The sequence below is a fragment of the Terrabacter sp. MAHUQ-38 genome, assembly GCF_014518425.1.
Classification (GTDB): Bacteria; Actinomycetota; Actinomycetes; order Actinomycetales; family Dermatophilaceae; genus Terrabacter.
In genome coordinates this window covers 181222-200879 of sequence record NZ_JACVCU010000003.1, presented here as the reverse complement: position 1 = coordinate 200879, position 19658 = coordinate 181222, and the positions used below count along the sequence as shown (strand labels likewise).

At 70.6% G+C, this 19658-nt stretch carries 13 protein-coding genes; 9 read left to right on the top strand and 4 right to left on the bottom strand.

Annotated elements, in window-relative coordinates:
* Positions 1-9: 9 nt before the first annotated feature.
* Positions 10-1251 (bottom strand): class I SAM-dependent methyltransferase, encoded by a 1242-nt coding sequence (locus H9I49_RS12035; protein WP_188030624.1) that lies wholly within the window; start codon positions 1249-1251, stop codon positions 10-12.
* A gap of 223 nt (positions 1252-1474) precedes the next feature.
* Here H9I49_RS12035 and groES point away from each other — a divergent pair, with 223 nt between their 5' ends.
* Both groES and groL read left to right on the top strand, forming a co-directional pair.
* Positions 1475-1771, top strand: a complete 297-nt coding sequence (groES, locus tag H9I49_RS12030) for a co-chaperone GroES (protein ID WP_188030623.1) — start codon at positions 1475-1477, stop codon at positions 1769-1771.
* A gap of 143 nt (positions 1772-1914) precedes the next feature.
* Positions 1915-3528 (top strand): chaperonin GroEL, encoded by a 1614-nt coding sequence (gene groL / locus H9I49_RS12025; RefSeq protein ID WP_188030622.1) that lies wholly within the window; start codon positions 1915-1917, stop codon positions 3526-3528.
* Positions 3529-3693: 165 nt separating this feature from the next.
* On the opposite strand, the gene H9I49_RS12020 is transcribed toward groL, so the two are convergent.
* A complete protein-coding gene (locus H9I49_RS12020) occupies positions 3694-3981 on the bottom strand; it encodes a WhiB family transcriptional regulator (protein WP_020144864.1) in 288 nt (95 codons plus the stop codon).
* Between the two features lie 307 nt (positions 3982-4288).
* Here H9I49_RS12020 and H9I49_RS12015 point away from each other — a divergent pair, with 307 nt between their 5' ends.
* The 3 genes from H9I49_RS12015 (at position 4289) to guaB (ending at position 7444) form a co-directional block, all read left to right on the top strand.
* Positions 4289-4918, top strand: coding sequence for a sigma-70 family RNA polymerase sigma factor (locus H9I49_RS12015; protein WP_370587545.1), 630 nt, complete (start codon positions 4289-4291; stop codon positions 4916-4918).
* Positions 4915-5856: a hypothetical protein gene (locus H9I49_RS12010; protein WP_188030620.1), complete on the top strand. Its 942-nt coding sequence runs from the start codon at positions 4915-4917 to the stop codon at positions 5854-5856. Before H9I49_RS12015 ends, H9I49_RS12010 begins: the two co-directional genes overlap by 4 nt.
* A 70-nt stretch (positions 5857-5926) precedes the next feature.
* On the top strand, positions 5927-7444 hold the full coding sequence (guaB, locus tag H9I49_RS12005; RefSeq protein WP_188030619.1) for an IMP dehydrogenase: 1518 nt from the start codon (positions 5927-5929) through the stop codon (positions 7442-7444).
* A 68-nt stretch (positions 7445-7512) separates the two neighbouring features.
* On the opposite strand, the gene H9I49_RS12000 is transcribed toward guaB, so the two are convergent.
* Entirely contained in the window at positions 7513-8997 is a 1485-nt protein-coding gene (locus H9I49_RS12000) for a heme peroxidase family protein (protein WP_188030618.1), read from the bottom strand.
* A gap of 54 nt (positions 8998-9051) precedes the next feature.
* Here H9I49_RS12000 and H9I49_RS11995 point away from each other — a divergent pair, with 54 nt between their 5' ends.
* The 3 genes from H9I49_RS11995 to H9I49_RS11985 all read left to right on the top strand — a co-directional run bounded on the left by H9I49_RS11995 (position 9052) and on the right by H9I49_RS11985 (position 15596).
* Positions 9052-10173: a GuaB3 family IMP dehydrogenase-related protein gene (locus H9I49_RS11995; RefSeq protein ID WP_188030617.1), complete on the top strand. Its 1122-nt coding sequence runs from the start codon at positions 9052-9054 to the stop codon at positions 10171-10173.
* Positions 10174-10348: 175 nt separating this feature from the next.
* The gene (locus H9I49_RS11990) at positions 10349-12916 is read left to right on the top strand and encodes a glycosyltransferase (RefSeq protein WP_188030616.1); all 2568 of its coding nucleotides are present in this window, start codon (positions 10349-10351) and stop codon (positions 12914-12916) included.
* A gap of 121 nt (positions 12917-13037) precedes the next feature.
* Entirely contained in the window at positions 13038-15596 is a 2559-nt protein-coding gene (locus tag H9I49_RS11985) for a CDP-glycerol glycerophosphotransferase family protein (RefSeq protein WP_188030615.1), read from the top strand.
* A gap of 60 nt (positions 15597-15656) precedes the next feature.
* On the opposite strand, the gene H9I49_RS11980 is transcribed toward H9I49_RS11985, so the two are convergent.
* Positions 15657-17207, bottom strand: a complete 1551-nt coding sequence (locus tag H9I49_RS11980) for a glycosyltransferase family 2 protein (RefSeq protein ID WP_188030614.1) — start codon at positions 17205-17207, stop codon at positions 15657-15659.
* Between the two features lie 246 nt (positions 17208-17453).
* Here H9I49_RS11980 and H9I49_RS11975 point away from each other — a divergent pair, with 246 nt between their 5' ends.
* Positions 17454-19598 carry an acyltransferase family protein gene (locus H9I49_RS11975; protein WP_188030613.1) on the top strand — a complete coding sequence of 715 codons (2145 nt, stop codon included), beginning with the start codon at positions 17454-17456 and terminating at the stop codon, positions 19596-19598.
* The last annotated feature ends 60 nt before the right edge of the window (positions 19599-19658 follow it).

The window sequence follows — 19658 nt, the reverse complement described above, 5'->3', positions numbered from 1 at the left end:
CTCCCGCACTCAGGCCGGAGTGACGACGAGGGCGACCTGGCTGCCTCCGATGCGCGTCAGCACGAGCGTCGCCTCTGACCCGCCGCGCCCGCGTCCGGTCATCTTCAGCAGGCGGCGCAGAACGTCGGCGTCGACCGTGACGCCTCGCTTCTTGACCGTCACCCGGTCGTGGCCGTGGTCTCGCAGCCAACGGGCCAGGCGCTTGGTCGACAGCGGCATCGCCTCGACGACGCGGAACCGACGGGCCCACGGCAGGTCGCGAGACCCGGCGCTCGTCACGTAACCGACGCCCGGCGCCAGCTCGGCGCCGTCGACCGCCGCGACGAGCGCGCCCGTCAGGCCGGCCCGGATCACAGCGCGATCCGGCTCGTAGAGCCACTCGCTCACCTCGTGCACCGACCCGAGCGCGGGCGACCGGGCGCCGTCGGCCGCGTCGGCCTCCGTCACGACCGTCGTCGAGGTCTCGGTGCACATCGCCGCCGTGCGTCCCGCGGTGGTGACGAGCGGGCCCCACCACACGGCGCACTCGAGCACCTCGCCGTACCACGAGGTCCACTGGGCCTCGGCGCCCCGCGGCACGGATCCGTGGGGAAATGAGGGGGAGAGCTTCGCGCCCGTCGCCGGCACGTCGTCGGCGAAGGCCAGCACCTGGGACCACGAGGGCGAGATGGCGTCGAGCGAGAAGACGCGCTTCGTCCGGCCGCGCACGTCGGCGACACCGCTGACGCGCCGCGCCGGGTCGAGCCACAGGCCGAGGTGGCGGCGGCCCTCGCCCTGCGGGAGGACGACGTCCTCGGCCAGCGCGTGGGTCACCCGGGCCGACGGCCAGTGCCTGAGGTTGACCGCGGCGACCCGGGCCGTCGCCGCGTCGGCGTCGACGGCGTGCACCGTGAGGTCGAGGCCGGCGAAGGCCATCGCGTCGGCCCCGAGTCCGCAGCCGAGGTCGTAGACGTCGCGGACCCCCGCTGCGGCATACCGGTGGGCGTGGCGTGCAGCGATGGCGAGGCGGGTGGACTGCTCGAGCCCGTCGGCCGTGAAGAGCATCCCGGCCGCGAACTCGCCGAACTTCTCGACGCCGCGCGAGCGCAGCCGCGACTGGGTCATCGCGGCGGCGACGAGCTCGGCGTCGTAGCCTGCCTCACGCAGCCGCCCCTGCAGGGTGAGCGACGCCCGCTCGTCGTACGGCGGGAGCGACCGGAGCAACGCCCAGCCCTCGCCGTCCGAGAGGCGGTCGACCATGGCGGCGTCCATGGCCCCATCCTGCCAGCGCCGCGTCGAGGCGTGACGCGCCGGATCTGGCACTCGACTTGACCGAGTGCTAACTCCAAACCTAGATTTCCTCTTGTTGGCACTCTCGACCTGAAAGTGCCAGCACCCCTCCTCGAGGGCGGTCGACCCCCGCGACGGCGGCCAGCCTCGATGAGCCCACAGTCCGTAGTCAGTTTCCGACTGTCCCGAAGGGAAGGTCACCACCGTGTCGGTTTCCATCAAGCCGCTCGAAGACCGCATTGTCGTCAAGTCCCTCGAGGCCGAGCAGACCACCGCGTCCGGCCTCGTCATCCCGGACACCGCCAAGGAGAAGCCCCAGGAGGGCGAGGTCCTCGCTGTCGGCCCCGGCCGTTTCAACGACACCGGCACCGAGCGCGTCCCGCTCGACGTCAAGGTCGGCGACAAGGTCATCTACAGCAAGTACGGCGGCACCGAGGTGAAGTACGGCGGCGAGGAGTACCTCATCCTCTCCGCGCGCGACGTGCTCGCCGTCGTCGGCTGACCTCGTCACGCCGAATGCCGTGAACGCACCCCGGTGAGCATCCCGAACCATCAGGCCGGGGTCTCCCCGGGGTGCGTCCCGTTTGACCCGGGTCTCGCCCGGAATCTCCAGAACCACAACGCAACCCGAGCCAAAGGAACACCATGGCCAAGCAGCTGGAGTTCAACGACTCCGCCCGCAAGTCGCTCGAGCGCGGCGTCGACGCGCTCGCCAACGCCGTCAAGGTGACGCTCGGCCCGAAGGGCCGCAACGTCGTCATCGACAAGAAGTGGGGCGCCCCCACGATCACGAACGACGGTGTGACCATCGCTCGTGAGATCGAGCTCGAGGACGCCTACGAGAACCTCGGCGCGCAGCTCGCCAAGGAGGTCGCGACCAAGACCAACGACATCGCCGGCGACGGCACGACGACCGCCACCGTCCTCGCGCAGGCCATGGTCAAGGAAGGCCTGCGCAACGTTGCCGCGGGTGCCGCGCCCGCCGCCCTCAAGCGCGGCATGGACAAGGCCGTCACCGCCGTCAACGACCGCCTCCTCGAGAACGCCCGTGAGGTCGACGGCAAGGACGAGATCGCCTCCGTCGCCACCCTCTCCGCCCAGGACGCCACGCTCGGCGGTCTCATCGGCGAGGCGTTCGACAAGGTCGGCAAGGACGGCGTCATCACGGTCGAGGAGTCCTCCACGACGGCGACCGAGCTCGAGTTCACCGAGGGCATGCAGTTCGACAAGGGCTACCTCTCGGCGTACTTCGTCACCGACACCGAGCGCATGGAGACCGTCCTCGAGGACGCCTACGTTCTCATCAACCAGGGCAAGATCTCCGCGGTCGCCGAGGTGCTCCCGGTCCTCGAGAAGGTCGTGCAGTCGGGCAAGCCCCTGCTCATCATCGCCGAGGACGTCGACGGCGAGGCCCTCTCGACGCTCGTCGTCAACAAGATCCGCGGCACGTTCAACGTCGCGGCCGTCAAGGCCCCGGGCTTCGGCGACCGCCGCAAGGCCATGCTCCAGGACATCGCCGTCCTCACCGGTGGCCAGGTCATTGCGCCGGAGGTCGGGCTCAGCCTCGACCAGGCCGACCTGACCGTCCTCGGCCAGGCCCGCCGCGTCGTCCTCACCAAGGACAACACGACGATCATCGACGGCGCCGGCGAGGAGTCCGAGGTCGCCGGCCGCGTCAACCAGATCAAGGCCGAGATCGAGCGCACCGACTCCGACTGGGACCGCGAGAAGCTCCAGGAGCGCCTCGCCAAGCTCGCCGGCGGCGTCTGCGTCATCAAGGTCGGCGCGCACACCGAGGTCGAGCTCAAGGAGAAGAAGCACCGCATCGAGGACGCCATCTCCGCGACGCGTGCCGCGATCGAGGAGGGCATCGTCGCCGGCGGTGGCACCGCCCTCATCCACGCCGCGTCCGCGATCGACGCGCTCGAGCTCAGCGGTGACGAGGCCACGGGCGCCACGATCGTGCGCAAGGCCGTTGCCGAGCCGCTTCGCTGGATCGCCGAGAACGCCGGCCACCAGGGCTACGTCGTCACCTCGAAGGTCGCCGAGCTCCCGATCGGCCAGGGCCTCAACGCGGCCACGGGCGAGTACGGCGACCTCATCGCGGCGGGCGTCATCGACCCGGTCAAGGTCACCCGCTCCGCGCTGCGCAACGCCGAGTCCATCGCGTCGATGATCCTCACGACCGACACGCTCGTCGTCGACAAGCCGGAGGACGAGCCCGAGGCCGGCGGCCACGGGCACGGGCACGGTCACTGAGCCGGACCCCACGAGGCGCCACGCCTCACACGCGGCGAGGGCCGCTCCCCGATGGGAGCGGCCCTCGCTGCGTCTCGACCTCCGCGACCCCGTCGTGTCTCGCGGGTCGGTCGAGCGGTGTGTCAGGCCCACTCGCGGTGGATGCGGTGGGCGCCCGGCCTCGGCTCAGGAGGCCTCCTGGATGCCGTCGTAGAGCACCTCGCGCTCGGCCTCGGTCAGACCACCCCAGACCCCGTACGGCTCGCGCACCTCGAGGGCGTGCGACCGGCACTGGGCCACGACGGGGCAGGCGGCGCACACGGCCTTGGCCTGCGCGTCACGGTTGCGACGGCGTGGCCCGCGCTCGCCCTCGGGGTGGAAGAAGACCTCGGGGCTGACGCCGCGACAGGCACCGTCGAGCTGCCAGTCCCAGAGGTCGGCGACTGGACCGGGCAGGCGGGTGATCTCGGCCATGAACTCGTCTTTCGGGTGGGGCGGGGGTGCCGCCAGTCGTACCGGTCCGCTCAGTGCCTCTGGGGCGCGAACCCGCGGAATCGACGCTAACCGGGCGCCAGATCACGGATAAAGACTGGAATCTTCAAGACTTGTTCAAGAATTGCCATCGGGATGGCATGCTCGTCCACGGGGGCAGTTCGCTGCATCCGTACTCGTCCGCAGAGGTCCGCGGGCACTACCATGGGCCCGCTTCGGCAGGGGCGCCACCGGCGGCGCGTAGGTGCCGCCGGATGCAGATCCAACAGTTCGGGGGACGAGGGCTCAGATGGGTCTTGGGTGGTCCACGCACACCGGCGTAACGACCGGGGGTGTCGGTGCGATGGAGCGAGTGGACGCTCCATCGCTTCGTGAGCTTGCGGCACTGTCCGCGCGCGACACCCATGCGCGTGACGTGTTGCTTGCGCGCGTGAGGGACATGGCCCTGCGGTACTCCCGCGTCCGCCTTGGCCGGTTCGGTGCCGAGGACACTGCCCAGGACGTCGCCCAGGAGGTGTGCATGGCTGTCGTGGCGGCCCTGCCGACCTACGAGGAGCGTGGCCTGCCCTTCGAGGCGTTCGTCTACACGATCACGGGGCGCAAGCTCGCCGACGCCCAACGTGCCGCGATGCGCAGCCCCGCCCCCGTGGCTGACGTGCCCGACGGTCCCGACGACGCACCCTCGCCCGAGTCGGTGGCGGTGATGCGCGACGACGCGGCCATCGCGATGGCCCTCATGCAGCAGCTGCCGACGCAGCAGCGCGAGATCCTCACCCTCCGCGTCGCCGTGGGCATGTCCACGGACGAGACGGCCGCAGCACTCGGCATGTCCGCCGGCGCCGTCCGCGTGGCCCAGCACCGGGCCCTGAACAAGCTCCGCGCGATGATCACGCAGGCCGGGGCGGGTGATGTCGCGTGAACGACCTCTCTCCACTCAGCGACCTCATCGCCGACGACCTCCTCCTCGATCGCCTCGGTGGCCGCGCCGACCCGGGTCACGAGCCGATCGCCGCCCTGCTCGGGGCCCTCGCGACGCATGCCGACACCCCTCTCCCGTCGCGGACGGGCCGGCGCCGCATCGCCAACAAGCACCGTTACCTCGGCGCGTTCGCAGCCGTGGCGATCGCTGCCTCGGGGGCGGGCGTGGCCGCGGCCGTGTCGCTGCCGGACGCTGCCCCGAGCCAGTCGGACCGGGCCCGGATCGTGCAGAGGATGGACGAGAGCGCCCGCAGCGACGCCCCGAGCGCCCTGCTGTCCCGACTCGGGCTGCCGCGCACGAGCAGTGTGACCGCTGCGCGCGGCCTCGTGCTCGCGCGCCGCGACGACGGCACCATCGTCCTGCTGCCGGCAGCGGTCGCGGCGGCCGAGGTCGCCAGGCGCGGCGGTGCCGGCAGGACCGGGGCCGGCACGAGCGGCAGCAAGTCCGCCGCAGGGCAGTCCAACGGCACCCAGGGCGGCAACCCGCCCGAAGACAACGCGCGAGATGGCAGAGCGCCGGGCGGCAGCACCCAGGACGGCGACCTCGACGCCGCCGACTCGGGCGCGCCCGATCCCGGCGACGGCACGACGGAGACCGGCGGCGGGCAGACCGGCACGCCGCAGACGACGAGCACCGGCAAGAAGGACCCGAGGGCGACCAAGAGCACCAAGGGCGGCGCCGCCATCACACCGACACCGACGACGACCCGGACGCCGATCCCGACGACCGACGCCGCGACGCCCGAGACGATGCTCGCGCCGTCGGCGACCGCCGGCCAGACCCGGCCCGCAGCGCCCTCGCCACCGGTCAGGGGCCTCACCGGCGACTCGAGCGAAGGTACGACTGACGCCACCGCCGTCCCCCTGACCGCCCCCTGACGGCCGCCGCCCGCCGACCGCCGGCTGAGCGCCGGTCCCGGGCACATCTGCGAGCCCTTAGAATTGGGCAATGAGCCTCGGATCGTCTGACGTGCCCGCTGCTTTCGCCACGATGGGGCTGACCTACGACGACGTGCTGCTCCTCCCCGGCTACAGCGACCTCGCCCCCTCCGACATCGACACGACGACGCGCCTCACGCGTGAGCTGTCGATCAGGTCGCCGCTCATCTCGGCGGCCATGGACACCGTGACCGAGGCGCGCATGGCGATCGCGATGGCTCGCCAGGGTGGCCTCGGCGTGCTGCACCGCAACCTCTCGATCGCCGACCAGGCCTACCAAGTCGACCTCGTCAAGCGGACCCAGACCGGCATGATCTCCAACCCGATCACCATCGGCCCGGACCGCACGCTCGAGGAGCTCGACCAGATCTGCGGCGAGTACCGCGTCTCGGGCCTGCCCGTCATCGGCGACGACAAGAAGCTCATCGGGATGGTCACCAACCGCGACCTGCGCTTCACGCCCGTCGCCGAGTGGGCGACCACGCTCGTCAGCGACGTCATGACGCCGATGCCGCTCATCACGGGCCACGTCGGGATCAGCCGCGACGAGGCCACCGCCCTGCTGCGCCAGCACAAGCGTGAGCGCCTGCCCCTCGTCGACTCCGAGGGCCACCTGACCGGCCTCATCACCGTCAAGGACTTCGTCAAGAGCGAGCAGTTCCCCAACGCGAGCAACGACGCCGACGGCCGGCTCATGGTCGGTGCCGCGATCGGCTACTTCGGCGACGCGTGGGAGCGTGCCACCACACTGATCGAGGCCGGCGTCGACGTGCTCGTCGCCGACACGGCCCACGGTCACGTGCGACTGCTCATCGAGATGGTCGAGCGGCTCAAGAAGGATCCCGCGACGCGCCAGGTGCAGGTCATCGGCGGCAACGTCGCGACCACCGCGGGCGCCCAGGCGTTCGTCGACGCGGGCGCCGACGCCGTCAAGGTCGGTGTCGGCCCCGGCTCGATCTGCACGACGCGCATCGTCACCGGCGTCGGTGCGCCGCAGGTCACGGCCGTCCACGCCGCGGCCCAGGCCTGCAGGCCGGCGGGCGTCCCGGTCATCGCGGACGGCGGGCTCCAGTACTCCGGCGACATCGCCAAGGCCATCGTGGCCGGCGCCGACTCGGTCATGGTCGGCTCGCTCCTCGCCGGCTGTGAGGAGAGCCCGGGGGAGCTCATCTTCGTCAACGGCAAGCAGTTCAAGAGCTACCGCGGCATGGGCTCACTCGGCGCGATGAGCTCACGCGGCAAGAAGTCCTTCTCGAAGGACCGCTACTTCCAGGCCGAGGTCGACTCCGACGACAAGCTCGTCCCCGAGGGCATCGAGGGTCGCGTCGCCTACCGCGGGCCGCTGTCGGCCGTCGCACACCAGATGCTCGGCGGCCTGCGCCAGTCGATGTTCTACGTCGGTGCGAGCACCATTCCCGAGCTGCAGGAGAAGGGCCAGTTCGTGCGCATCACGTCGGCCTCGCTCAAGGAGAGCCACCCGCACGACATCCAGGGCATCGTCGAGGCGCCCAACTACACCGTCGGCTGACGCCGCAGAGGTACGCCGTACGCCGTCCGGTGGGCTCCGAGGGGCCCGGCCGGACGGCATACGTCCTCCTAGAACGCCGCGACCACGCCCGCCGCGTCGAGCAGGTCGACCATGCGGAAGTCGTCGTCGGCGCCGTACGTCGGCGCCCACTCGGGGTCCTGCACGAGGTACGAGTCCGCGTCGCCCTCGATGAGCCCGAGGACGACCTCGGCGACGATGCGTCCGCCCACGGGGCCCAGCCGCTTGCCGTCGCCGATGACCTGCGCCTCACGCAGCACGTAGAACCACAGCGGCGTGCGGGTGTCGAGCTCGAGCGGCTCGAGGTCGGACAGGTCCGCCGCCTTGAGCCGGTCGGCCTTCATCGCCTTGGCGACGGCCTGCCCCGAGGGCAGCTTCATCGTCAGGTTGCGGATGAGGTTCCGCTGGGCGAGCGACGGCATCTGGCCCGTCGGCGTCCCGAGGAGGGCGAAGAGCGGGCTGGACAGGGTCGTGTCGATGAGCTTGTTCGGGCGCACCCGGCCGTCGCCGAAGTCGAAGAACGTCTGCCAGTCGATGAACCGGCGGGGCGCCCGGCAGCCGCCGCGGAGGTCGCCCGGGTCGCTCGCGGACGACTGCGTCGGGTCGAAGATCAGGCCGAAGAACTGCTGTGTGGGGTCACTGGCCGAGGTGCCGAAGTTGGCCCGGTAGGACGGTCGCACCTGTGAGTGGCCGAACCGGTAGGCCGCGACCGAGAACTCGACGGGGATGTACGGGTCGTTGCGCCACTGGTAGTGCTGGCGACCCTTCGTGAGGATGTTGTTCACGAGCGTCTGGCCGACGAGCCGCGGCAGGAACTCGTGGACGATCACCCACTGGTAGTGCCAGCGCACGATCCGCTGTGCCTCGACGAAGATCTCCTCGGTCGTCACCGTGGATCCGAGCGAGGCCTTGACGTCCGCGACGACCCGGTTGTGGAAGCGGAGCACCGCAAGGTGCAGCTGGCTGACGATGAGGTTCTCGTCGTTGCGCGGGTCGCCGATGAGGGCGACGCTCTGGCTGTTGCGCGGCAGGTCGGACCGGATCCCCCCGAGGGACACGGCGCCGGAGCCCGGGATCTCCTCGACGAGGAACGAGGTCCGGCCGCGGTCCACGCCCTGGTCGTAGAGCTGCGGGCTGACACCGGGGCCGCCGCCGTAGACGCTGTCGAGGTCGAGGGCCGGGATGCGGAAGTTGCGGATCGACTCAGGGTCCTGCCGGCGCGCGAGCGAGCTGGTGGGGTCGAAGGTCATGTCGTGGTCGAGGAACTGTCCGAGGAAGGTCATCCCCGCCGTGAGCCCCGGGTTGTTCGGGTTGTGGACGCTCTGGGCGGGGTCGACGATGAGGGCGATCGGGTCCGTGCCGTCCTGGGCATCCATGAGCCCGCCGGGTTTCCCGAGCTCCATCAGGGCCTGCCGGATGGTGGGGGTGTCTGCCGAGAAGGGCGCGAGGGTCGGGAACATCCGACCGAACCGGCCCTGCTCGTAGAACGTCGAGCGCGGGGTGATGACGTCAGGTTCTGCATATCCATGTCCCATGTCCGATCTGTGACGACTGGCGAGCCCCTGATACGTGCTCGGTAGGATCGGGCGGTGACCGAGATCGAGATTGGCCGAGGCAAGCGCGGTCGGCGCGCCTACTCCTTCGACGACATCGCCGTGGTGCCCTCGCGCCGCACGCGCGACCCCGAGGAGGTCTCGGTGTCGTGGCAGATCGACGCCTACCACTTCGACATCCCGGTCATGGCGGCGCCGATGGACTCCGTCGTCTCCCCCGAGAGCGCCATCGTCCTCGGCAAGCTCGGCGCCCTTCCCGTCCTCGACCTCGAGGGCCTGTGGACGCGCTACGAGGACCCGACCGCGCAGCTGCGCGAGATCGCCGAGATCGAGCCGGGAGCCGCGACAGCGCGCATGCAGCAGATCTACGCCGAGCCCATCAAGCCCGAGCTGATCACCGAGCGTCTCCGCCAGCTGCGCGACGCCGGAGTCACCGTGGCGGGCGCCCTGTCGCCGCAGCGCACCCAGCAGCACTGGAAGACGGTCGTCGACGCAGGCGTCGACCTCTTCGTCATCCGCGGCACGACGGTGTCCGCCGAGCACGTCTCCGGCCGGGCGGAGCCGCTCAATCTCAAGCGGTTCATCTACGAGCTCGACGTGCCCGTCATCGTCGGCGGCGCCGCCTCGTACACCGCGGCCCTGCACCTCATGCGCACAGGCGCCGCGGGCGTCCTCGTCGGCTTCGGCGGGGGCGCGGCCCACACGACCCGCACGGCCCTCGGCATCCACGCCCCGATGGCCTCGGCCGTCGCCGACGTCGCCGCAGCGCGACGCGACTACCTCGACGAGTCGGGCGGCCGCTACGTCCACGTCATCGCCGACGGCGGTGTCGGTACGTCCGGCGACATCGTCAAGGCGGTGGCGTGCGGGGCCGACGCCGTCATGCTCGGGGCGGCGCTGGCCCGCGCGACCGACGCACCGGGAGGCGGCTACCACTGGGGCCCGGAGGCCCACCACCAGCAGCTGCCCCGTGGGGAGCGCATCGCGCTGGGCTCGCAGGCCTCTCTCGAGGAGATCCTCTTCGGTCCGGGCCGTCATGCCGACGGCACGACCAACGTCATCGGCGCGCTCAAGCGCGCCATGGCGACCACTGGGTACTCCGACGTCAAGGAGTTCCAGCGCGTCGAGGTCGTCGTCTCGCCGTACCTCGGCAACTGAACCTCACCACCCGGACGAGCCCAGGTCGGCCTCCCTGGATACCGGGCCGTATCCTTGTGCGGCAGTCGCGCCCGACGAGCGCGCCGTTCAGGGGACCGGACGACGTCCGCCGCGAGACCAGATCCACCAGAGCACGGGACCCCCTGGCACGGCCCGTGCGGGAAAGGCACCTGACATGACCGAGCCGACCACCGAGAGCGCGACCCCCTCGACACCGGGACGGCCGCTCTTCTCGATCGTCTCGGCGGTCTACAACGTGTCGCGCTACCTCGAGGAGTTCATCGCCTCGATCGAGGCGCAGACGTTCGACCTCTCGCGGCTGCAGGTGGTCTTCGTCGACGACGGGTCGACGGACGACTCGCGTGCCGTCCTGGAGGCGTGGGCCGCCCGGGCGCGGTGCGAGGTGCTCGTGCTGCACCAGGAGAACGCCGGCCAGGCGGCGGCGCGCAACGCCGGCCTCGAGCACGCGACGGGGGAGTGGCTGACCTTCATCGACCCCGACGACACCGTGAACGCGAGGTTCTTCGCCTCGATGGCCGCCTTCGCCGACGAGCACCCCGAGGTGCAGTTCCTGTCGGCCAACGTCGTCCTGCGCAACGAGGGCACCGGCGAGCTGGGCAAGCACCCCCGCTGGAAGATGTACACCGACAGCCGCCTCGTCGATCTCGACGTCGCGACGTCGTACATCCCCGGCAGCTCGACGACCTCCCTGATGCGTCGTGACGTGATCGGCGACCTTCGCTTCAACGCCGGTCTGCGCCCGAACTTCGAGGACGGCGACTTCGCCGTCCGCTACCTGCTGCAGGCCCCCAGCCGCAAGACCGGCTTCATCGGGTCCGCACGCTACTACTACCGCAAGCGGGCCGACCAGAGCTCGACCCTCCAGACGGGCATCTCCGCCGTGGGCCGCTACTCGACCGTCCCGCGCGACGGGTACCTCGCCCTGCTGCGTGATGCCGCGCAGCAGTTCGGCGAGATCCCGATGTGGGTCCAGCACGTCGTGCTCTACGAGCTGTCGTGGTACTTCTCGTCGGAGGACGCGATGGCCAACTCCGCGTCGGCGATCGAGGGTGAGCTGGCCGAGACGTTCCGCGAGACGCTCGGCGAGATCGCCGAGCTGCTCTCGCCCGACGTCGTCGACTCGTTCTCGATCCGCCGGCTCCAGCCGCACTGGCGCGACATCCTGCTGCACGGCCTCCGGGGCAAGTCCTGGCACACGTCGTATGCCGTGACCGACGGCTACGACCGCACCAAGCGGTTGGTGCGCGTGCTCTACCGCTACATCGGCGACCCGCCGGAAGAGGTCGTCCACTCTCGCGGCAGGCGCAAGGCCCCCGTGCACGCCAAGACGCGCGCCATCCAGTTCTTCGGCGACACCCTCATGTGGGAGCGGATCCTCTGGGTCGACGCCCGCGGCACCCTCGAGGTGCGCCTCGACGGCGCCCGCGTCGAGCTGCTCACCGGCTGGAAGGGCAACCGCGTCCGGGCCCTCGGGGCCAAGGCGATCGCGCGCCGCTTCCGCCCCACACCGCCGCGCCGCCGTGACGCGATCGACCGTCTCAAGGTCGACCCGGTGCGCATCCTCGCTGCGCGCGGGCCGGTGCGGCGGGAGTTCGGTGGGGCGTGGGTGTTGATGGACCGGATCCATGATGCGAATGACTCGGGGGAGATCCTGTTCCGGTGGTTGCGGGAGCACCGGCCGGACGTGAATGCGTGGTTCGTGCTGGAGAAGGACACGCCGGACTGGAAGCGGCTCAAGGCTGAGGGGTTCGGGTCGCGGCTGGTGGCGCACGGGTCGTTGCGGTGGAAGCTGTTGATGATCAATGCGGCGCATCTGGTGTCCTCGCACATCGATGCTCCGGTGCAGCGGCCGCCGGCGATCCTCAAGCATGTGGAGCCGCGGTGGAAGTTCACGTTCCTGCAGCATGGGGTGATCAAGGACGATCTGTCGCGGTGGTTGAACGCGAAGCAGATGGATGTGTTCGTGACCTCGACGCCGGGGGAGTACGAGTCGATCGCGGGTGAGGGTTCGCCGTACGTGTTCACGGACAAGGAGGTGGCCCTGACGGGGTTGCCGCGGTTCGACCGGTTGTTCGAGAAGGCGCAGCGGATCCGGGGTGACGGGTGCGACCTGATCCTGGTGGCGCCGACGTGGCGCAACTGGTTGGTGCCGCCGTTGAAGCCGGGGAGCCAGCGTCGGGTGATCGATGCGCAGTTCTTCGAGACGGAGTATGCGAAGGCGTGGACGGCGTTCCTGCGCAGTGCGGAGCTGGCGGAGCTGGCGCAGCGGACCGGGCGGCGGGTGGCGTTCCTGCCGCACCCGAACATCCAGCCGGTGCTGGGGAAGATGGACCTTCCGGAGTCGGTGCTGCGGTTGTCGTTCGATGGTGCGGACGTGCAGGAGTACTTCGCGCGGTCGGCGGTCATGGTGACGGACTACTCGTCGATGGCGTTCAACGCGGCGTACATGGATCGTCCGGTGGTGTACTTCCAGTTCGATGCGCAGCGGGTGATGGCTGGTGGGCACGTGGGTCGGGCGGGGTACTTCCAGTACCCGCGGGACGGGTTCGGTCCGGTGGTCGAGGATGTCGATGCGGCGGTGGCGGCGGTGGTCGACATCGCGGAGAACGGGTATGCGGCGCGTCCGGTGTTCCAGGAGCGGATCGAGGCGACGTTCCCGATGCGTGATGGTGGGTGTTGTGCGCGGGTGACCGCGGCGATCGAGGCCCTCGACCGCCGCTGACCCCCGGCGGGCGCCGCCGGGCCGCAACGCCCGGTCCTTCCCTCGGCGCCGCACGCTGCGCGGCTAGCATGTGCCCCGAACGTGGGGGCCAGCCCACGCCCGCGACGCTAGGGGACGCGACATGACAGTGCAGCAGGTCGAGGGCCGGCAGGCAGGGCCGCTCTTCTCGGTCGTCTCGGCGGTCTACAACGTGTCGCGCTACCTGGAGGAGTTCATCGCCTCGATCGAGGCGCAGACGTTCGACCTCTCGCGGCTGCAGGTGGTCATGGTCGACGACGGGTCGACGGACGACTCGCGTGCCGTCCTGGAGGCGTGGGCGGCGCGGGCGCGGTGCGAGGTGGTGGTGCTGCACCAGGAGAACGCCGGCCAGGCGGCTGCCCGCAACGCCGGCCTCGGCCACGCCACGGGGGAGTGGCTGACGTTCACCGACCCCGACGACACGGTCAACGCCGAGTACTTCTCCGCGGCGGCCCGCTTCATCGACGAGCACCCGAGCATGACCTACCTCTGCACGAACACCATCCTGCGGATGGAGGCCACGAACACCCTGGAACGCCACCCCCGGGCCGTGATGTTCGCGCGGGGCGACCAGATGGTCGACCTCGACGTCGAGACGTCCGTGATCCCGAACAGCACGACCACTTCCCTGATGCGCCGGGACCTGATCGGCGACCTGCGCTTCAACCCGCGTCTGCGTCCGAACTTCGAGGACGGCGACCTGGCCATCCGCTACCTGATGGCCGCTCCCACGCGGCACGTCGGCTTCCTCACGTCCGCCGAGTACTACTACCGCAAGCGGGCCGACCAGAGCTCGACCCTCCAGACGGGCGTCTCGTTCGCGGGGCGGTATGCCGTCGTGCCCCGCGAGGGGTACCTAGCGCTCCTCGACGACGCCGAGAAGCAGTTCGGCCGCGCGCCGAACTGGGTCCAGAACCACATCCTCTACGACCTGTCGTGGTACTTCTCGTCGGAGGACGCGATGGCCAACTCCGCGTCGGCGATCGAGGGTGAGCTGGCCGAGACGTTCCGCGAGACGCTCGGCGAGATCGCACGGCGGCTGTCGCCCGACGTCGTCGACTCGTTCTCGATCCGCAAGCTGCGCCCGCACTGGCGCGACATCCTGCTGCACGGGCTTCGCGACGAGCCGTGGCACACGCCGTATGCCGTGCCGGACAAGCACGACCACGCGAAGGGCCTGGTGCGCCTGCTCTACCGCTACGTCGGACATCCTCCGACGGAGGCTCTCGTCGTGGGCGGCCGGAGGGTCGAGCCGGAGTTCGGCAAGACGCGGCGCATCGACTTCTTCGGTGCCACCCTCATGTGGGAGCGAGTGTTGTGGGCGCCGACGACGGGGACCATCGAGCTCGAGGTTGCCGGGACCCGTCTGGAGCTGGCCGAGACCTGGGCGCCGCGGCGGGTGCGTTCGATGAGCCCGGGTGGGGTGCGCAAGATGTTCCGCCCGACGCGGCTGCGGCGCCGCGAGGCGCTCGACCGGATCGTGCCGGACCCCGTCCGGCTGGCGGCTGCGCGCGGGCCGGTGCGGCGGGAGTTCGGTGGGGCGTGGGTGTTGATGGACCGGATCCATGATGCGAATGACTCGGGGGAGATCCTGTTCCGGTGGTTGCGGGAGCACCGGCCGGACGTGAATGCGTGGTTCGTGCTGGAGAAGGACACGCCGGACTGGAAGCGGCTCAAGGCTGAGGGGTTCGGGTCGCGGCTGGTGGCGCACGGGTCGTTGCGGTGGAAGCTGTTGATGATCAATGCGGCGCATCTGGTGTCCTCGCACATCGATGCTCCGGTGCAGCGGCCGCCGGCGATCCTCAAGCATGTGGAGCCGCGGTGGAAGTTCACGTTCCTGCAGCATGGGGTGATCAAGGACGATCTGTCGCGGTGGTTGAACGCGAAGCAGATGGATGTGTTCGTGACCTCGACGCCGGGGGAGTACGAGTCGATCGCGGGTGAGGGTTCGCCGTACGTGTTCACGGACAAGGAGGTGGCCCTGACGGGGTTGCCGCGGTTCGACCGGTTGTTCGAGAAGGCGCAGCGGATCCGGGGTGACGGGTGCGACCTGATCCTGGTGGCGCCGACGTGGCGCAACTGGTTGGTGCCGCCGTTGAAGCCGGGGAGCCAGCGTCGGGTGATCGATGCGCAGTTCTTCGAGACGGAGTATGCGAAGGCGTGGACGGCGTTCCTGCGCAGTGCGGAGCTGGCGGAGCTGGCGCAGCGGACCGGGCGGCGGGTGGCGTTCCTGCCGCACCCGAACATCCAGCCGGTGCTGGGGAAGATGGACCTTCCGGAGTCGGTGCTGCGGTTGTCGTTCGATGGTGCGGACGTGCAGGAGTACTTCGCGCGGTCGGCGGTCATGGTGACGGACTACTCGTCGATGGCGTTCAACGCGGCGTACATGGATCGTCCGGTGGTGTACTTCCAGTTCGATGCGCAGCGGGTGATGGCTGGTGGGCACGTGGGTCGGGCGGGGTACTTCCAGTACCCGCGGGACGGGTTCGGTCCGGTGGTCGAGGATGTCGATGCGGCGGTGGCGGCGGTGGTCGACATCGCGGAGAACGGGTATGCGGCGCGTCCGGTGTTCCAGGAGCGGATCGAGGCGACGTTCCCGATGCGTGATGGTGGGTGTTGTGCGCGGGTGACCGCGGCGATCGAGGCCCTCGACCGCCGCTGACCCCCGGCGGGCGCCGCCGGAGCAGTCGTGGCCGTCAGTCGTCGCCGTCAGTCGGCGCCGTCAGTCGTCGTCGACGTCGTCGGCCACAGGGCGAACCGAGAGGTTCCCGTTGCGTGTGCGGTAGAGCTCGAGCCCGCCGTCGAGCGGCGGCAGCTCGAGCGCGGCGGGCACCTCGACCGGCGACGGCTTGCCCGCGCGCCGGGGCAGCAGCCGCGCGAGCGTGCTGGGGAACGTGACCTTGACGTCCCAGGCCTTGGCCGGCGGTGCGTCAGCGTCGGGCGACGGCAGGTCGAGGCGCACGTCGAAGCGTCCGTGGTGGCGCACCCGGGTCGTCGCCGAGGCGAGGGTCGAGCCGGAGTCGCGCTCGACGAGGACCATCGTGAGCCGCGACCTCGCCCCGAGGCTGTCGTCGCCGTCCACGACGGCGCCTTCGAGCCGCAGCGCGTCCCGCTCCACGCGTACGGCGGTGGCCGTGGTCGTGCGCAGCTGCCGACCCTTGGCGTGCTCCTTCTCGACGAGCAGCGTCAGGTCATGGTCGGCGCCGGCGTCTTCCGAGCGGTAGGGCCACCACCAGCGACCCGAACGGTGGGCGAGCGGGCGCTCGAGGTGCTTGCGACGGTAGGCGAAGAGCGCCGCGGCCACGGCGCTCTCGGGCTCGCCGTCGACGAGCTCGCGCACCACGAGGCGGTACGGCTGCGCCAGTGCCGCGCGCAGCTCGACCGGCTGCTCGCGCAGGTAGTCCCGCGCCGCACCGAGGAAGGCGGCGCGGTAGTCGGTGTCGCGTGCGTCGAGGTCCTTGCCGTAGAGGGCGAGGTCGTGACGGACGAACTTGTCCAGCTTGGCGGCCGCGAGGTCGGGTCGGTCGGCGAGCTGCGCGTCGATGGCACGGTTGGCGGCGATGCGGTCGTGGAAGTTCTCGACCTCGTGCCGACGGGCGGTGATCGACTCCTCGCCGGCGACGTTGTTGACGTACCAGTGGTAGACGACCTCGTCGAGCGTCGCGATGCGGCGCGCGCTCGACCACAGTGCGACCGTGAACGGCTGGTCCTCGTAGAGGATCCGCTCGGGGAAGCGGATGCCGCGGTCGTCGAGCAGGCTGCGCCGGATGACCTTGGCGACGGCGATGGTGTCCTGCCACAGGGGAGATCCCGGCTCGAGCGGGTCGACGGGGCCGGCTACGTAGTCCGTGGCCGGCAACGGGCTGACCCGGTCTGTGCGCTCGTTGTACCGCGCGACCGCCCCGGCAGCGACGTCGGCGTCGGCCTCCCGGGCCGCGTCGACGAGCCGACGGAGGGAGCCGGGGAGGTACTCGTCGTCGCTGTCGACGAAGGCCACCCACTCGCCGCGCGCCGCGTCGAGGCCGAGGTTGCGGGGAGCGCCCGGCGCGCCGTCGTTCTCGCCGCGGTGGAGCACGCGGACGCGGTCGTCGTCGGCGGCGAGGGCGTCCGCGACGGCGCCGGTCGCGTCGGTCGAGCCGTCGTCGACGACGAGCACCTCGATGCCCGGACCCTCCCAGCCGGCGAGCGCGGACCGTACGGCGCGGGGGAGCCGGTCGGCGTCGTTGTGCACGTTGGAGATGACGGTCAGCAGCAGGGGGGAGGGGGTGTCCACGCAGGTCGTCTTCCGGTCGAGGTGGCGGCGGCCCATCGTAGCCGGGCGGTGCCGTCCACCCGTTCGCTCCCTTCGGCTGCCGGCGCGTCCATCTTTCGGCTCCACCGGTCGCGTCGGCGGCTGCCTCCGGTGCGGTGCGTCGCCTGCGGCGAATCGGCCTTTGGCAGGTTGGTGCGTTAGTTTGTCGTGGTCCTTTCGCGGTCGACCCGCCGTGTAGAAGCAGTCCCAGTAGTACGGAGCACCTCCTTGGCAGCACCCGACGCGACGAGCGCGGCCATCCTCGGCGGCCCCACTGATCTGGCGACACGCCCCCACCGGGCGGCAGCTGGGCGCGAGCAGGTCGCACCTCGCAAGGACATCCAGGCCCTTCGCGCCGTGGCTGTCGCGCTCGTCGTCCTGTACCACTTCTGGCCGCAGCGCCTGACCGGCGGCTACGTCGGCGTCGACGTCTTCTTCGTCATCTCCGGCTTCCTCATCACCCTCCACCTGCTCGAGCGGCCGATCCGCCACACCCGCGACCTCCTGTCGTTCTGGGCGCGTCGCGTTCGCCGCCTCATCCCCGCAGCGACGGTCGTGCTCGTCGCGACCCTCGTCGCGAGCCTCGTGTGGCTGCCGCAGACGGTGCATGAGCGTGTGTCCACCGAGGTCATCGCCTCGGCCTTCTACGTCGAGAACTGGATGCTGGCGCTGACGTCGACCGACTACCTCGCGACCGACCAGCTCCACTCGCCGACGCAGCACTACTGGTCGCTCTCGGTGGAGGAGCAGTTCTACATCCTGTGGCCGGTGCTCATCGGCCTCGCCCTGCTCGCCTGCCGCCGGCTCGGGCGATCCTTCCGCTTCCCGCCGCTCTACGTCATCGGCGCAGTGAGCCTGAGCTCGCTCGCCTTCTCGGCCTGGTTCACGGGCGAGGACGCCGCGCAGGCGTACTTCGTCTCGACGACCCGCATCTGGGAGCTCGGCGTCGGCGCCTGTCTCGCGGCCGCGGTGCACGCGGGCCTGCGTGTCCGCGCCCCGCTCGCGCGGGCCGTCCTCGTGTGGGGTGGGCTCGCCGCCATCCTCTGGGCCGCGCTCACCTTCACCGGGGCGACCCCCTTCCCCGGCGTCGCGGCGCTGATGCCGACGCTGGGTGCCGCCGCCGTCATCGCGGCCCGGTCCGACGACCTCGCGGCCGGCCCCCGGCGGCTCTGGTCCAACCGCCCCGTGCAGTGGCTCGGCGACGTTTCATACTCCGTCTACCTCTGGCACTGGCCGGCCATCGTCATCGCTCCGTTCGCCCTCGACGTCGAGAACGTGAGGTGGGGCGAGAAGATCCTGATCCTCGTCGTGGTCCTCATGCTGTCGGGCCTGTCGAAGCGCTGGGTCGAGGACCTCATGCGCTTCACTCCGCGGATCGCCCGCAGCACGAAGCGCTCCTTCCTGCTCCTCGCCGCCTGCCTCGGTCTGTCGCTGACGGTCGCCGGGCTCGCGCTCTGGCAGACGGAGCGCGCGACCGCGGCGGCCGAGGCCGTCGTCATCGACCCGACGGCCCAGTGCGTCGGCGCCGACTACTTCCGCGACGCGGCGTGTGCGGGCCGCGAGATGGGGATGCTGTCCAGCCCCATCAAGGCGGCGGAGGACAAGCCGGACGTCTACGCCGACGACTGCTGGAACAACCGCCCGTTCACCCGGCACAAGGTCTGCTCCTACGGGCCCAGGAACGCGCCGGTCAAGGTGGCGCTCTACGGCAACTCGCACGCCGGGCAGTGGCATCCGCCGATCCTCAAGACCGCCGAGGAGCGTGGCTGGAGGGTCGACACCTACATCGCTTCGGAGTGCTACTCGGTCGACATCCCGGTCAAGTTCGGGACGAAGGCCCTCGAGGACAACTGCGTCGCCTGGAACGCGTGGGCCCGCGACCGCATCACGACGGGCGGCTACGACCTCGTCGTCATGTCCGACCGCACCCTGCAGCCCCTCGCCGGCGTGCCGGCCGACCAGAAGACGTCCGTGGCGAAGGCGGCCTACAACCGGGTCATGGACAGGTTCATCAAGTCCGGCGCGCGCATTCTCGTCATCCGTGACACCCCCGGATCCACCGAGAGCGTGCCGGACTGCGTCGCCCGCTACCTCGACGACGTGGGCCGCTGCGCCACGAAGGAGGCGTATGCCGGCACGTCGGGTCTCGAGCCCGACCCGCTGGCCGACGCCGCGGCAGGTCGGGAGGGACGTGACGTGACCCGGCTCGAGGTCACCGACCTGCTCTGCCGCAACGGCTCGTGCCCCGCGGTCCTCGGCGGCCTCATCACCTACTTCGACCACGGTCACATGACGAAGTCGTTCTCGCTGACGCTCTTCCCCGAGGTCTCGAAGGCTCTCCGGACGGCACTGGACGGCATCCCCGGAGCCTGAAACCCCGCCTGTGGCGAAGGTTACTGAGAGTAGCCTTCGCTGCACGCGCTCCCTAGGCTG

Bases quoted from the DNA above. Each gene is read 5' to 3' on its own strand.
- H9I49_RS12020 (WP_020144864.1), bottom strand. From the start codon at position 3,981: ATGGCCGAGATCACCCGCCTGCCCGGTCCAGTCGCCGACCTCTGGGAC.
- H9I49_RS12015 (WP_370587545.1), top strand. From the start codon at position 4,289: ATGGGTCTTGGGTGGTCCACGCACACCGGCGTAACGACCGGGGGTGTC.
- guaB (WP_188030619.1), top strand. From the start codon at position 5,927: ATGAGCCTCGGATCGTCTGACGTGCCCGCTGCTTTCGCCACGATGGGG.
- H9I49_RS12000 (WP_188030618.1), bottom strand. From the start codon at position 8,997: ATGGGACATGGATATGCAGAACCTGACGTCATCACCCCGCGCTCGACG.
- H9I49_RS11985 (WP_188030615.1), top strand. From the start codon at position 13,038: ATGACAGTGCAGCAGGTCGAGGGCCGGCAGGCAGGGCCGCTCTTCTCG.
- H9I49_RS12035 (WP_188030624.1), bottom strand. From the start codon at position 1,251: ATGGACGCCGCCATGGTCGACCGCCTCTCGGACGGCGAGGGCTGGGCG.
- H9I49_RS11990 (WP_188030616.1), top strand. From the start codon at position 10,349: ATGACCGAGCCGACCACCGAGAGCGCGACCCCCTCGACACCGGGACGG.
- groL (WP_188030622.1), top strand. From the start codon at position 1,915: ATGGCCAAGCAGCTGGAGTTCAACGACTCCGCCCGCAAGTCGCTCGAG.